Here is a 14,520-nt window from a genome sequence, read left to right as displayed (position 1 = left end):
GGATTTATAGGAGGCATTTTGAAAATGTCCACCGCCGAGCCGCCTGCTGTTATCTCACTGGATTTCAGGCGTCGAGATGGCAAAAGCAAACCGGCATTGCACGCGGCTATGGCAGGAATTCAAGGCTTTAAGCCACCACCAAGAGCGATGAACAGCGATACCTGGTTCTGATCATTGGCGCGTATCAGTTCCAGCAGTGCCTGCTGGGCGCTGAACAGGTTCCTTTCGGCGTCCAATACTTCCAGATAGCTCACCACGCCCTCCCGATATCGCAGTCGGGCGATCCGTGCCGTGGCTTCCTGTGCTGCGACCGTGCGGCGTGCTGTGTCTACCTGTTCGCCGAGCCAGCGACGACCGGCGAGCGCATCGGACACTTCGCGAAATGCCGTCTGGACCGCTTTGTCATAATTGGCCACCGCTTCGGTTTCGAGGGCACGGGCAAGGCCGAGATCGGCTTCGCGTGCGCCCCAGTCGAATATCGGCAGACTGATCGACGGGCCGAAGCTCCAGGTGAAATTGTCACCGCTGAACAGATCATTCAGACTGTCCGATGTCAGACCGCCGGAACCGGTCAACGATATGCGCGGAAAAAATGCCGCGCGCGCGGCACCGATATTGGCACGGGCTGCGGTCAGGCTCTGTTCGGCCGCGACAATGTCGGGACGGTTGAGCAACAGATCGGATGGCAGGCCTGCGGCAAGTGGTCCGGCAAATTGCTGGTCTTCCAGGGGAAGACTGTCGGGCAATTCGGCTGGAAGCCGCCCTCCGACCAGGACCGTCAACCGGTTGCGGGATTGCGCTTGCGACAGCCGCTGTGCGCCCAGTGTTTGCTGTGCCTGCGTCAGCAGGACTTCGGCTTGCCGGTAATCCAGGGCGGAAGTGACACCGGCATCAAGCCTCAATTTGGCAATCCGCAATCCTTCAGTCCGGCTCTGCAGCGTCGCTTCGGCAAAGGCGATCTGTTCTCCTGTTTCTATCAGGTCGAGATAGGTCGAGGCGACATCGCCGATCAGCGAAAGATAGAAGGCGCGCTGAGCGGACAGGGTGGCAAGATAATTGGCGCGGGCGGCTTCGCTCAGATTGCGCACCCGGCCCCAGAAATCGAGCTCGAACGAGGTAACGGCTACGCCGACATTATAGTTGTCGACTGTCACCGATCCACCGCCCGTGCCTGCCGCACCGGCATTGACCGGGGTGCGCGTGCGAACTGCGCTGCCGCTGGCATCGGTCTGCGGGAGGCGCTGGCTGTCCTGAATGCGATATTGCGCGCGCGCCTGCTCGATCCGCGCCGTAGCTGCCACGAGGTCACGGTTGTTCTCGATCGCGGTCGCCAGCAGCAACTTGAGTTGCGGATCATTGAAATATTCGCGCCAGCCCAGTTGCGAGGCAACAACGCGGCCATCGGGGCGATATTCGCCGTCATAGGCTTGCGCGACCGGCAGTTCGGGACGCCGGTCCTCGGGCGCCAGATTCACGCAACCGCCGAGCAGTGCGGAACAGGCCAGAACGACAGCAAGCGCAGGGCAGGGCTGTTTGATCATGCGCGGTCTCCTTCAGCCTGCTCCTCATCGAGCGAACCGGCGGCCGCAGGGGCTTTGCGGCTCAGTTTCTGCCGTACCAGCATGTACAGCAACGGTATCACGAAAATGCCGATGGCAGTGGCGCTGATCATCCCGCCCATCACGCCTGTTCCGACAGCGATGCGGCTGTTCGCACCGGCGCCTGTCGCGATTGCCAGCGGCACCATCGCAAGAATGAAGGCAAGAGATGTCATGATGATCGGCCGCAGGCGAAGGCGAGCGGCATTTTTGACCGCATCGATGATCGATTTGCCCTCGGCCTCTTCCTCAATGGCGAATTCGACGATCAGGATGGCGTTTTTCGCCGCCAGACCGATGATGGTTATCAGTCCGACGTTGAAATATACATCTGCCGACAAACCGCGCAGCATCGAGAATACCACCGCACCCAGCATCCCCATGGGAATGATCAGCAGGACCGCAACCGGCACCGACCAGCTTTCGTAAAGCGCAGCCAGCAGCAGGAATACCACCAGTATCGAGAGGCCAAGCAGCAGTCCGATCTGCCCCGCCGACTGTTTCTCTTCATAGCTGATACCGGTCCATTCATATGCGATACCGTCCGGCATCCGGGTCATGGCCTCCTCGACTGCCGCCAGGGCGTCGCCGGAGGAAACACCAGCAGCCGCAGAACCCGAAACGGTCATCGCAGGATAGCCGTTATATCGGGCAAGACTGGGTGCCCCGGCCGACCATTTGGCGGTGGCGAACGTCGAAAAGGGAACCAGTTCACCCTGATCATTGGGCACCCGCAGCGCCATGACGTCATCGGGTGTCATCCTGTAGCGGGCATCGGCCTGCACATAGACTTCCAGCGAGCGCCCGTCACGAATGAATTCATTGGCAAAGGCAGAGCCGAAATTTATCGACAATGTGCTGTTTACATCGCTGATAGAAAGGCCGAGCGACCGTGCCAGAACCCGGTCGATGTCAACCTTGAGTTGCGGGGCGGGTTGCTGGTCCTCCGGACGCACGCCGGTCACGGCATCGCTTTGCGACAATATGCCGAGCAACTGGTTGCGGGCTTCGGTCAATTTGGCGCGACCGAGTCCGCCGCGGTCTTCGATTTTCACACTGAAGCCGCTGGCATTGCCCAGAGACTGGATCGCGGGTGGCTGGATGACGAATATGATCGCATCATCATTCCGGGAAAACTGGCCCATGGCCTTGGTCAGCAACGCATCAGCCTTGCTTTCGTCAGCGGTGCGTTCGTTCCAGTCGACTAACGGCGAAAACATCATCGCATTATTCTGGCCCTGGCCAAAGAAGCTGAAGCCGCGCAGCACGACCAGATCGGCGACTTCATCCTGGCTTTTCCAATATTCGGATACCGGCTTGATCGCCTCTTCGGTACGGGCCTGGGTCGCGCCGGAAGGCGCCTGTATGACAGTGATCAAATATCCCTGGTCCTCGGTGGGCAGAAAAGCGGTCGGCAGGCGCAGGAACAGCAGGCCGGCAACAACGCACAGCAGCAGGAACACGGCCAGACCGCGCATGGGCCGGCTGAGTATCGAATCGGTCGCGCGCCCGTAACGGTCTGTCAGCCGGTCGAACCAGATATTGAACCTGTTCAGCCCGTCGGACAAGAAGGCAGAAAATTTTCCCCAAATATTCGCAGGCCCTGAACCCGGGAGCGTTTCAGGAAGCGGTTCAGCCGCGCTATCGGCATTGTCAGGGCCGGCATGGCTGCCGGTTTCGCCTTCCCGGATGGGTTTGAGCAGGGTCGCGCACAAGGCAGGCGTCAGGGTCAGCGCCATCAGGGCAGAGAACAGGATGGAAACCGCCAGTGTGACCGAGAATTGGCGGTATATGCCGCCCGTTGAACCGGGGAAGAAAGCCATTGGCAGAAACACGGCGACCAGCACCAGTGTGATACCGATGATGGCCCCTGTGATCTGGTCCATCGCCTTGCGCGATGCCTCGATCGGTCCGAGCCCTTCCTCGCGCATGATGCGCTCGACATTCTCGATGACGATGATCGCGTCATCGACCAGAATACCGATGGCGAGTACCATGCCGAACAGGGTCAGAACATTGATCGAGAATCCGAACAACCACAGCCCCAGGCAGGCCCCCGCCAGCGCTATCGGCACCACCAATGTCGGGATCAGCGTGGCCCGCCAGCTCTGCAGGAACAGGAACATGACGAGGAAAACCAGAACCATTGCCTCGACCAGGGTGGTTACGACCTCCTCGATCGAAATATCGATGAAGGGGGTGGTGTCATAGGGTATGCTCCATTCGACATCGGCGGGCAGGCTGGCCTCTATTTCATTCATCCGCGCCTCGACCCCCTCGGCGACCGAAAGCGCATTCGCGCCGGTGCCAAGCTGGATCGCCATGCCTGCCATCGGCTGGCCGTTCAGCGTGCTCGATGTGGCATAGCTTTGCGCGCCGATTTCCACACGCGCGACATCGCCCAGCCTGACCGTTCCGCCCCCCGTTTCGGCGCGCAATATGATTTGCTCAAACTGTTTTGTGCTGGTGAACCGGCTTTGCGTGGTGATGGTGGCATTGATCTGTGTGTCTTCGAGAACCGGCAGCGCGCCCAGAGACCCTCCGGCGGTCTGGCTGTTCTGCTCGCGGATTGCGGCGAGCACGGTCGAAGGGGTGAGCCTGAATGACGCCAGACGTTCCGGATCAAGCCAGATCCGCATGGCATATTCGGAACCGAGCAGGGTAACGTCACCCACACCGCCGACCCGGCGCAGTTCATCGATGATCTGGGTCGATGCAATATTGCCGAGATCGGTCGAATCAAGATTTCCGCTTTTTGAGGTGAGGGCGACAATCTGCAAAAAGCCGCTTGTCGCCTGGCGCACCTGTATTCCCTGCTGGGTGACGTCGCCAGGCAGTCGCGCCTCGATCGTGCTGAGGCTGTTTTGCACATCGGTTTGCGCAATATCGATATCCGTGCCCGCTTCGAAGGTCAGCGTGATCGATCCGGTGCCGTTGGACTGGCTGGACGAGGACATGTACAGAAAACCGTCGATGCCGTTCAGCTGCTGTTCGATCAACTGAATGACATTCTGCTCCAGCGTCGCCGCGTCTGCACCGGGATAGACGACCGAGATGCTCAGCGACGGAGGCGCGACTTCAGGATATTGTTCGATCGGCAACTGACGCAAGGCAATGAAACCGAACAGCAAAATACCGAGTGCGATGACCCATGCAAAAATCGGCCGATCAATGAAATATCTTGGCACGGCTCAGTTCGACTTTCGCGCAACAGATGGCAGGCTGGAGCAGATCATCGGGCTGCCTCCTTTTCCGGCTTCGAAGCAGACGGAGATGCTTGCGGTTTTGTGGCGGCGCTGGCGCCATTATGGCCAGATCCATTCGGCGCCGGCTTCGCTATCACGGGAATGCCGGGCTGGATTTTCTGCAGATTGCTGACAATGACCTGATCGCCTGCGTTCAGGCCGCCTTCGATTATCCACATAGCGCCGGTCATGGCGCCAAGTTCCACGGGACGTATCGCCGCGTTGCCGTCATTATCAATGACCATGACGGTGCCGCCCGTTTCGCTCAGCGTCACTGCTTTCTGAGGAACGACAAAGCCGCCCTTTTTCTTGCCCACGAAGATGCGCGCCCGGACAAATTCACCGGGCAGCAAAAGACCGGAGGGATTGGCAAATTCGGCCCGCAGGGTAACCGTACCGGTGGTTTCGTTGACGGAAAAATCGAGAAAGTCGATTTGCCCGGGAATCGGATATTCGGTGCCGTCTTCGAAAATCAGTTCGACCTCGGCCCGGTCATTCTCGTTCAATATGATTGAGCCGTCGGTGATGCCCCGCCTGATGTCCAATATGCGCGACGATGATTGGGCGAACGTGACATAGACGCGACTGGCCTGCTCGATCCGCGTCAGCAATGTGGCTTCGGAAGCGCTTACCAGAGCGCCTTCGGTGACTTCGGCGCTGCGCACACGGCCGCCGATGGGAGCCCGCACCGTGGTGTAGCCCAATTGCAGATTGGCCGCATCGAGCTCTGCCCTGATCTGGGCTACGCTGGCCTGCGCTTCGCGGGAGGCGGCGACCGCTGCATCATATTCCTGCTGGCTGATCGCCTGTTCCGCGACCAGCGGGCGATAACGATCGACAACCGCCTGGGCATTGGCCGCTGTGGCTCTGGCCCGTTCCAGGCTTGCCTTTACTTGTGCGGTGCTTGCGCGCAATTCCGAAGGGTCGATGGAGAAGAGCGGCTGCCCGGCCTTCACATTGCTGCCTTCTTCATAGAGGCGCCGTTGCACGATACCGGTCACGCGCGCTCTTACATCGGCGACCCGCACCGCTTCGACGCGGCCGGGCAGTTCGACGATATTGGGTATTTCGGATTCGCTGACGAGATATGTTTCGACCGGCATGGCTTGCTGGACGGGGGCTTCGGGAGTGCCGGAACATGCCGTCAGACCGAGAATGAATAGCCCGGTCAGGATATTTTTTATCATGTTCATTTTCCTGTTGGTCGTGGGGGAGCGCCAATGAGGGGTTGCGGAGAAATAGGGTGACAGGAGGGAATCTGCAATAAAAATTGTGCGGTGCAGCAAGAATGATTGCTTTAGACCGATAAATTCATGCTTCTCCCTGCCGGGAGGATTTTGACGGCTGCAGGTTCAGGCCGGTGTTGGCGCTGGACATGATGTCGGACATGATGTCGGAGTGGGCAGGAATGGGCAGGGCCGGGTTGGCTGGCAAAGGGCAGTGCCCGACCGGGGAGGGGGCGGCGCCACGTCTTCTCTGCTTTTTCTGCGGACCGGCAGCGAGAGCGAAGGGCCGGTCGCGCCATCCTGCCCTTGCTCGCCGCCGAATGTTCAATATGGCTCCCGTGCGGATAGCGGCGGGTTTGCTGCCACGCGCCCCGTCACTTTTTGTTTGGCGCGAAGGGTTCGGGTGCCGGCGGGGCTTTTGGGGGTTCCCAGCCTTCGGGCACGGGCGCGGGTGTCTGTTCGCGGGCGTAGACCTCGAGGCTGGAGAGGGAGGGGCCATAATCCTCTGTCGGCGCGCTGAGCCATTTCTCGTCCATCGCCCGGGCGGCTTTCACCAGATGGGCAGGCAGACCCTCGACGCCCTCCGGAATGGTCTGGAAATGGGTGAAATAATTGATCTGGCCTTCGGCCTGTCCCATCAGCATCCACGGCAGCCAGGGCGTGATCCGTGACCAGGAGCCGATATGCGGGATATGGGTGAGCGCGGGATTTTCCACATCCGCCTGCTCGACAACATAGATGAAATGTTCCGAGACCCGGTTCATCACGCCGGCCGATTCGCGCGGCCACTGGCCCGGCTGCAGCGCGTTGGGATACATCAGGTCGATGCCGGTGTTCAGGATCATCGTGCCGTTCGGCCCATATTCCCAGTCCTGCAGAAACGGCTTGCGCTCGCGCAGGTCGGTGTTCAGTCCGCCATAGGAAGGCCCTTCGGGCTGGAACTTGCTGATCGTGAAGTTGAACGGGTCATTGGCAATCGGCACCACCTTTACCGTCTCGCCGGTATAGGGGTTGAGCCACTGGTCCAGCACTTCGCCGCTTTCCAGATCGGTATAGAAGACGATCTCGCGGAGCATCCTGCGGTAGCTGCCGTCTTCCAGTTTCTTCATCCGGACAAAACTGAACCCCTCGACACCGAAGAGCGTGCGAACCTTCTCGTTCGGGCGGACCCCCATGGCCTTGCCCTTGATCCAGCCGCATTTTTCCTTGCTCGGATCGATATCCCCGTCGATCCGCGCATAGGTGTCGCGGTTCCACTCGGGATCCTTGAAATCGATGGTGCTGACAAAATCGACGGCCGGCTTGGGCTGGTGCGCGCGGGCTGCCGCAGGAACGGCGGCCATGCCGGTGGCCAGAGCGGCAAGGCCGAGACTTTCACGCCGGCTGAGGTTGAATTTGTCCATGTTGGTCTCCAGCAAATATGATCAATCACCTGATAGGATGACACTTGTTCTCCATTCATGAAAGCCCGGGCAGCAAAATGCACCGGCTGTTCGCCTGCCGGATAGACGGCTGAACGGCTTGTAGCGCGCGCCCGGCCAAGCTGGCATAGTCACGGGGAAATACGGACGGAAGCGATGGAGTCGATGATGCTGAATATATTCCAACAAGCCAGTCACGCAGCCTTGCCCAAGGCCACGCATGATGAAGCGGCGCGCGAGGAATTTGCCAAGAGCTTCAAGGGCTTTATCCAGTCGACATTGCTGCCGGGGCTGACGCCGGTTTACAATGAACAGGTGAAGCCGGCGTTCCGCAAGGAGCACGGCCGGGATCCCGCCGACCGGCGCGACATTCGTTCGGCGATGGTAAACAATCTCTATTTCCAGCATTATGCGTCGGCCAACCGGATCGCGCAGGAGATATTGTGGGAATCGGTCAATGTCTCGATCGACCGGCAATTGCCCGAATTGCTGGAGACGGCAAAGACATTGTCGGCCTCGAGCAAGGCGAAGCTGGACATTCCCGAGGATTTTGTCCCGCCGCGCTACATCACCGCGCTCGACATCCACTGCATGCCCGGTGGCTATACCAGCGAGATTACCGATCAGGATATCACCGCCGGCGCGCTCTATGACCGCGGCGTCTATCTCTATGCGATGGGCTATATGGGCCCCGACAATGACGACATGGGCCGCTCGGTGTGCAACTATCTGCGGCGCAACAGGCCGGACTTCAAGCCCATGCGCATTCTCGACATGGGCTGCACCGTCGGCCACGCGACCCTGCCGTACAAGGAATATTTTCCCGAGGCGGAGGTCTGGGGCATTGATGTGGGCGGACCGGTGGTGCGCTATGCCCATGCCCGCGCCGCGGCGATGGGGCAGGAGGTGAATTTTGCCCAGATGAACGCGGAGGAAACCAGTTTTCCCGACGGGCATTTTGATCTGGTGGTCAGCCATATCCTGTTGCACGAGACCAGCGGCAAGGCGATGCCGCGGATCTTCAACGAATGCCATCGCCTGCTCTCTCCCGGCGGCATGATGATCCATGCCGATCTGCCGCCCTTCGACCTGATGGACCCGTTCACCCAGTTCATTCTCGACAACGAGACCTGGTATAATAACGAGCCCTTCTGGGGCGCGATGCGCGAGATGGATCAGGTGGATCTGGCGAAACGGGCAGGGTTTGCCGCCGAGGCGATCAAATTTGATACAGCGCCGATGGCGGTGATGGAATTTGCCGGCGGATCGGATGGCTATAGCCAGGAGACGGCAAGCGAAGTGGCCGAGCGGGAATTTACCGCGGGCGAATATGCACCGGGCGGCGGCTGGGAGGTGCTTGTCGCGGAGAAGGCGCAGGCACGGGAGATGGCGGCATGAGCAGCGAGGCGATGCAGGACGAGCGGCCGCATGTGATCCGCGATGCGCGCGGCAAGCGTCCGCAATTTTACGACACGCCGGGCATGGATCAGGTGATGTCGATGATCATGGTGCTGGCCGGCGAGCTGTGCGTCGTGCGCGACCGGCTGGATGCGGCCGAACGCGTGGCGCGGGACAATGGCCTCGATCTGGCCGCCGGCATCGAGGCGCTGAAGCTGGACGACAAGGCGCTGGAAGAGCGCGAGGCCCGCCGCCAGGACCTGCTGGCGCGCATGTATGCCCTGATGCGCAAGGAAGCCCATGAAGCCAGCGAACGCGAAAGCGAGCAGGCCTATCGCGAAACCATCGAAGATATCGCCCGGCGCTAAGCCCGCGCTTATTTGAAGAATAACCGAACGGGGAGCTGGTTCGCCGCGTGGATTCGTTCGTCTACAAGCGGGATGAGGCAGGTTTGGTGGCGGACAGGGTGGGATTCGAACCCACGGAGAGCTTGCACCCTCGGCGGTTTTCAAGACCGCTGCATTCGACCACTCTGCCACCTGTCCGCATGGCCCCTTGGGCCGGGTCGCACGCGTCCTAGCGTCATCGATTTGAAAGCGCAAAACATTTTGTTGATGGAGGTTGCGGGCGAACGGGATTTTGGCAAATTTCGGCTTTTGGGGCGAATGGTTGCTTCTTCGGGTTATTTAGGGATTCCCCTCGGACTCGCTTTGTGCGACAACGGCGTGACGAAAGGGAAGTATGCATGCGTATCATGACCGCTATCGCTTGCGGCGCTCTTGCTCTTTTTGGCATCAGTTCCGCAACGCCGATGCAAAATGCCAGAGCACAAAGCAGTTCCGGTTTTGAATCCTATCTCCAGCAGGTTCGGCAAAAGGCGCTGCAGCAAGGTGTGCGGGCGCAGACGCTGGACCAGGTCTTGCCGGGCCTGACCTACAATCCCCGGGTCGTCGCGCTGGACCAGTCGCAACCGGGTGGCAGTCCGAACAGCGCGATACCGCCTTTCGCGCCCTATCAGCGGCGACATATCACGAGCCAGAGAATCGCCAATGGCAAGGCGGCCTATCGTCGCCTGATTGCCAAGTTGGTCGATGTCGAACGCGAGACCGGCGTGCCCGGTCCGATCATCATGGCGATATATGGCAAGGAAACCAATTATGGTTCCTATATGGGCGATTTCGATATTCCGCGCTCTCTGGCAACCCTGGCCTATGAGGGGCGCCGGCGCTCGCTGTTCGAACCTGAATTGCTGGCCGTGCTCCAGCTGATCGACAAGGGCGTTCCCCAGTCCGCGCTGAAGGGTAGCTGGGCAGGGGCCATGGGCATGCCGCAATTCCTGCCATCGGTCTATCTGCGACTGGCTAAGGATGGAAGCGGTGACGGCTATGCGGACATCTGGAACAACGAACATGACGCTGTGGCCTCGATCGCCAATTATTTTGTCAATTCCGGCTGGCGCCGCGGAGAGCCGTGGGGCATCGCTGTCAAGGTGCCATCATCGCTTGATCGCGATGCGGTGGCAAGCAAGATCATGCCGACGCGCTGTCCGCGTGTGTTCGGCCGCCACAGCCAGTGGAAAACCATGGCTGAATGGCGGGCGCTCGGCGTTGTGCCGGCGACCGGAAAGATTCTCGAGGACGATGTGATGGCGACCCTGCTCGAGCCAGATGGCGCGGGCAGCACGGCGTATTTGCTGACCGGCAATTATCGCGTCATCCTGGATTATAATTGTTCAAATTTTTACGGGCTAGCAGTGGGGTTATTGGCGGATGAGATACGCAGTTAAATTTGGAATATTGTCGGCCGCGACGCTGGCTTTGGCCGGCTGTAGCGGCTCGCGCGATTTCGGCCAGTTTCCCGATGGCAAGCCGGCGCCGCGCGGTACCGGTGCGGCGTCCGGTGCGGCCGCGGTTTCCGATTTCCCTCAGAAAATAGGGGATCCCTACAAGGTTGGCGGCAAGACCTATACCCCCGAAGATGTGCAGAGCTATGACGAAGTGGGCTATGCCAGCTGGTATGGCGAAGAGCTGGCCGGCAATCCGACGGCCAATGGCGAGCGTTTCAATCCGCAAGGCATTTCGGCCGCGCACAAGACTCTGCCCCTGCCGTCCTATGTCGAGGTGACGGCGCTGGATACCGGACGGACAATATTGGTGCGAGTCAATGATCGCGGTCCGTTCGCCAACGACCGGCTGATTGACCTGTCCCACGGGGCGGCCAAGCAATTGGGTATCGATCGCGACGGGGTCTCGGGCGTGCGCGTTCGCAAGGTCAATCCCAATGAACAGGAGCGCGCGGTGCTGCGCATGGGCGCCCCCGCCGCCGAGCGGATAGCAACGCCCGATTCCCTGCTGGCGATATTGCGCAAGAATCTGGCCAAGCTGCCGACGCCAGCTGCGCCGGTCAAGCAGGCCGCAGCCCCGGTCCCTGCCAGCCCGGCCAAGGCGCCCGCTACGGCAGCCCGGCCTTCATCGGCCACCGGCAGCCGCGATGGCCGATTCATTATAGAAGGCGCGGGCCGACCGGTTGGTGCCGAACAAAGTATCGGAAATAATTATGTCGGCGACCTTGTCGGGGCCTATGTCGTGCAGGTCGCAGCTTTCAGCGACAAGGCGAGGGCAGACACGCTCGCCAAGAAGATCGGTGCCAAGGTGATGCCCGACGGGACACGGTCGATCTGGCGCGTGCGTTACGGCCCCTATGCCAGCGAAAAGGACGCGCAGGCAGGGCTGGCACAGGCGCAGCAGCGCGGCTATAGCGGAGCGCGAATCTTGCGCGCGGACAAATAGTTTTTTGCCGTTTAATTCTGATCGGGAATCCTGTCCTCAATGAAAAAATATCTTCTGTTGTCGGTGCCTTTCATGGCCTTGTCGTCGGTTGTCATCGCAGCGCCCAGTTTCGACACCAAGGCGCCGATTGCCTATATGACAGATCTCTCCTCGGGAGCGGTCCTGTACGAAAAAAATGCCGATCGGCAGATACCGCCGGCGTCGATGGCAAAGATGATGACCGTCTATGTCGCCTTTGATCTGATCAACAAGGGCAAGCTCAAGCTTGATGACAAGTTCCGCGTCAACGAGGCTACGTGGAAGAAATGGAATAATCAGGGCTCCACGATGTTTCTCGGCGTAGGCGACCAGGTCAGCGTCAGCGATCTGCTGCACGGTATCGTGACGCTATCGGGCAATGACGCCTGCGTCGTTCTTGCAGAAGGCATTGCCGGGACCGAGGAAGCCTTTGTCGACCTGATGAACAAGCGGGCCAAGGAGCTGGGCATGGCGAACAGCCGGTTTGGCAACAGCAACGGATGGCCGGATGAAGGCCGGACCATGGTCACGGCGCGGGATCTGGCCCGACTGGGCTCGGCTACGGTCAATAATTTTCCGGAACTTTATGATGATTTCTATGGCCAGGACGAATTTGCCTGGAATGGAATCAAGCAGTCCAATCGCAATCCGCTGATCGGCAAGGTAGCCGGATCGGATGGTTTGAAAACCGGCCACACGGAAGAGGCCGGCTACGGGTTTACCGGTTCGGCCGAGCAAAAGGGTCGGCGTCTGATATCGGTGTTGGCCGGACTTGAAAGCTACGGCGGTCGTATCGAGGAATCGGTGAAATTCATGAACTGGGGCTTCAACGCGTGGGAGCCGAAAAAGCTTTTCGACAAGGGCACGAGAATTCAGAATGCGGAGGTGCAGCTGGGCGACAGTTCGACCGTGTCGCTTGTTGCGGCGAGGGATCTCTTTGCAACAATTCCAAAGGCTTCTGACGGAAACATATCAATGAAAGTGAGCTATAATGGTCCCATCAAGGCTCCTATAAGCAAAGGCCAGCCCATTGCAAAACTGATCGTCAGCACCTCCGATGCCGGGCAGCAGACAGTGGATCTCGTTGCTGGCGAAGATGTGGACGAAGCCGGCTTCCTTGACCGTGTCTGGGCCGGATTGAAATCCTTGCTCGGACTGGCGTGAACCAGGGCCGATTCATCACGCTGGAAGGCGGGGAGGGGACGGGCAAGTCGACCCAGGCAAGAGCCGTCGCAAATGCTCTCGAGAAAGACGGCCTGAAAGTTCTGCTGACCCGCGAGCCCGGGGGAACTCCAGCAGCGGAAACGATTCGCGAACTGTTGCTGACCGGTGCGGAGGAAAAGTGGACTATCCGGACCGAAGCGCTGTTGTTTGCTGCTGCGCGCGCCGAACATTGCGCCAAGTTAATTCGACCGGCGCTGGCGCGCGGCGAATGGGTGATCTGCGATCGCTTTATCGACAGCAGCAGGGCCTATCAAAGCGTTAGCGGACAGCTGAGCGACTCTGAAATCCTGGATATTCATCGTATCGGCAGTGAATATCTGATGCCGGACCGAACCTTCATCCTCGACCTGCCGGAAGAGGATGCCTTGCGCAGAGCGGCGGCGAGAGATCGCGGAGAAAGCGACCGGATCGGGGGCAGGGACAGCAGCTATCACCGAGCTGTCATGGCCAACTTCCGCAAATTTGCGGTCGACGATCCGGATCGCATCCGTTTGATTGACGCTTCGCAATCTGTAGAAGCCGTCACCGCCGATCTGGTGCAAAATCTGGACGGCTTGACGGCATGACGTCATATCTTGGTCATGACAAGCCTCGCAAAACCTTCCTTCAGGCCTTCGCCCGGGACAAGCTTCACCATGCCTGGATATTGGCGGGAGACAGAGGATTGGGCAAGTCGGCCTTTGCCCAGCAGGCGGCGCATATGCTGCTCAATTCGCGCAATCCGCAGGCGGGCTTTTCGGATGGTCAGGATGATGAAGCCGGACATCTTCTCGCTGCCGGCTCGCATCCGGACTTTCGCTTGCTGAGGCGGGGAGCCAAGGGCGACAAGGAGGAGAAAAAGGCACGGGACAATGGTCTCGATTCTCTCGAGGAACATGAACTGGCGCGCAATATCAAGGTCGACCAGATACGCGCCCTCCAGCCGCTGTTTCAGAATCAGGCATCGATTTCCGATTATCGCGTGGTCGTGATTGACGCCGCCGACGATCTCGAACGCGCAGGTGCCAATGCCATTCTGAAAAATCTCGAGGAGCCGCCGAAAAACACGATATTTTTCCTGATCAGCCATATGCCTGACCGGTTGCTGCCAACGATACGGTCGCGATGCCAGATGTTGCGCTTCGATCCCCTGGATACCGAAGACATGCGACATGTGCTGAAGGCCGCTGCGCCGAAGCTGACAGAGGAGGAGCTGGAAACGCTTGTCAGGGCCGGCGAAGGCTCTCCCGGACGGGCCCTGCAATATGCCGAGGTGGGACTCGCCGAACTGGAAGGAATCGCCCGGCAGATCGTCATATCCGGTGACAGGGATAACAGTTTGAAAAGCGAATTGGCCCGCAAGCTCTCGTTGAAGGCGGCGACCCCGCGATATCGCGCTTTTCTGGACCGGGTCCCCAGTCTCATGGCCGAGCAGATCAAGGGATCTGAAATTGCAGCCTCGATGGAGAATATTGAAAAATGGCGGGAAGCCAGCGATTTGGCCTCGACCGCGCTTCCAAAAGCGCTGGATAATCAGGCGGTGATTTTCCGCTTGGGCAGCCTGTTGGGGGATCTTGCCAAGGCCGGATGAGCAAAATTGATATTTTGGCTGTTTACAACCG

11 protein-coding genes and 1 tRNA gene are annotated in these 14,520 nt (G+C 59.6%); 7 read left to right on the top strand and 5 right to left on the bottom strand.

The features are described from left to right. Positions 1–119 precede the first annotated feature (119 nt). The 4 genes from SPHFLASMR4Y_RS03895 to SPHFLASMR4Y_RS03880 form a co-directional block, all read right to left on the bottom strand. The gene (locus SPHFLASMR4Y_RS03895; protein WP_089132388.1) at positions 120–1,541 is read right to left on the bottom strand and encodes an efflux transporter outer membrane subunit; all 1,422 of its coding nucleotides are present in this window, start codon (positions 1,539–1,541) and stop codon (positions 120–122) included. Beyond that, complete coding sequence (locus tag SPHFLASMR4Y_RS03890) at positions 1,538–4,786, bottom strand: multidrug efflux RND transporter permease subunit (protein WP_089132387.1); 3,249 nt, start codon at positions 4,784–4,786, stop codon at positions 1,538–1,540. Before SPHFLASMR4Y_RS03890 ends, SPHFLASMR4Y_RS03895 begins: the two co-directional genes overlap by 4 nt. Before the next feature lie 44 nt (positions 4,787–4,830). Continuing rightward, positions 4,831–6,030: an efflux RND transporter periplasmic adaptor subunit gene (locus SPHFLASMR4Y_RS03885; RefSeq protein ID WP_260807061.1), complete on the bottom strand. Its 1,200-nt coding sequence runs from the start codon at positions 6,028–6,030 to the stop codon at positions 4,831–4,833. Between the two features lie 413 nt (positions 6,031–6,443). Then, the gene (locus SPHFLASMR4Y_RS03880) at positions 6,444–7,472 is read right to left on the bottom strand and encodes a DUF1838 family protein (protein ID WP_089132386.1); all 1,029 of its coding nucleotides are present in this window, start codon (positions 7,470–7,472) and stop codon (positions 6,444–6,446) included. Between the two features lie 183 nt (positions 7,473–7,655). On the opposite strand from SPHFLASMR4Y_RS03880, the gene SPHFLASMR4Y_RS03875 reads away from it, so the two are divergent. Both SPHFLASMR4Y_RS03875 and SPHFLASMR4Y_RS03870 read left to right on the top strand, forming a co-directional pair. Next, positions 7,656–8,888, top strand: coding sequence for a class I SAM-dependent methyltransferase (locus tag SPHFLASMR4Y_RS03875; protein WP_260806968.1), 1,233 nt, complete (start codon positions 7,656–7,658; stop codon positions 8,886–8,888). Continuing rightward, positions 8,885–9,256, top strand: a complete 372-nt coding sequence (locus SPHFLASMR4Y_RS03870; protein ID WP_089132385.1) for a hypothetical protein — start codon at positions 8,885–8,887, stop codon at positions 9,254–9,256. Before SPHFLASMR4Y_RS03875 ends, SPHFLASMR4Y_RS03870 begins: the two co-directional genes overlap by 4 nt. Positions 9,257–9,343: 87 nt before the next feature. On the opposite strand, the gene SPHFLASMR4Y_RS03865 is transcribed toward SPHFLASMR4Y_RS03870, so the two are convergent. Next, positions 9,344–9,433 (bottom strand) — tRNA-Ser (locus tag SPHFLASMR4Y_RS03865). Positions 9,434–9,642: 209 nt separating this feature from the next. Here SPHFLASMR4Y_RS03865 and SPHFLASMR4Y_RS03860 point away from each other — a divergent pair. From SPHFLASMR4Y_RS03860 to SPHFLASMR4Y_RS03840, 5 genes are read left to right on the top strand one after another with little or no spacing between them, the layout of a single operon-like run. Continuing rightward, complete coding sequence (locus SPHFLASMR4Y_RS03860; RefSeq protein ID WP_089134663.1) at positions 9,643–10,674, top strand: lytic murein transglycosylase; 1,032 nt, start codon at positions 9,643–9,645, stop codon at positions 10,672–10,674. Beyond that, positions 10,658–11,677, top strand: a complete 1,020-nt coding sequence (locus SPHFLASMR4Y_RS03855) for a septal ring lytic transglycosylase RlpA family protein (protein WP_089132384.1) — start codon at positions 10,658–10,660, stop codon at positions 11,675–11,677. The genes SPHFLASMR4Y_RS03860 and SPHFLASMR4Y_RS03855 overlap by 17 nt, the downstream gene beginning before the upstream one ends. A gap of 39 nt (positions 11,678–11,716) precedes the next feature. Further along, positions 11,717–12,859: a D-alanyl-D-alanine carboxypeptidase family protein gene (locus tag SPHFLASMR4Y_RS03850; protein ID WP_089132383.1), complete on the top strand. Its 1,143-nt coding sequence runs from the start codon at positions 11,717–11,719 to the stop codon at positions 12,857–12,859. Next, positions 12,856–13,485, top strand: coding sequence for a dTMP kinase (tmk, locus tag SPHFLASMR4Y_RS03845; protein ID WP_089132382.1), 630 nt, complete (start codon positions 12,856–12,858; stop codon positions 13,483–13,485). The genes SPHFLASMR4Y_RS03850 and tmk overlap by 4 nt, the downstream gene beginning before the upstream one ends. Further along, positions 13,482–14,489, top strand: coding sequence for a DNA polymerase III subunit delta' (locus SPHFLASMR4Y_RS03840; RefSeq protein ID WP_089132381.1), 1,008 nt, complete (start codon positions 13,482–13,484; stop codon positions 14,487–14,489). Before tmk ends, SPHFLASMR4Y_RS03840 begins: the two co-directional genes overlap by 4 nt. The last annotated feature ends 31 nt before the right edge of the window (positions 14,490–14,520 follow it).

It is taken from the genome of Sphingorhabdus sp. SMR4y (genome assembly GCF_002218195.1).
Classification (GTDB): domain Bacteria; phylum Pseudomonadota; class Alphaproteobacteria; order Sphingomonadales; family Sphingomonadaceae; genus Parasphingorhabdus.
This window is presented reverse-complemented; position numbering and strand designations above follow the sequence as displayed.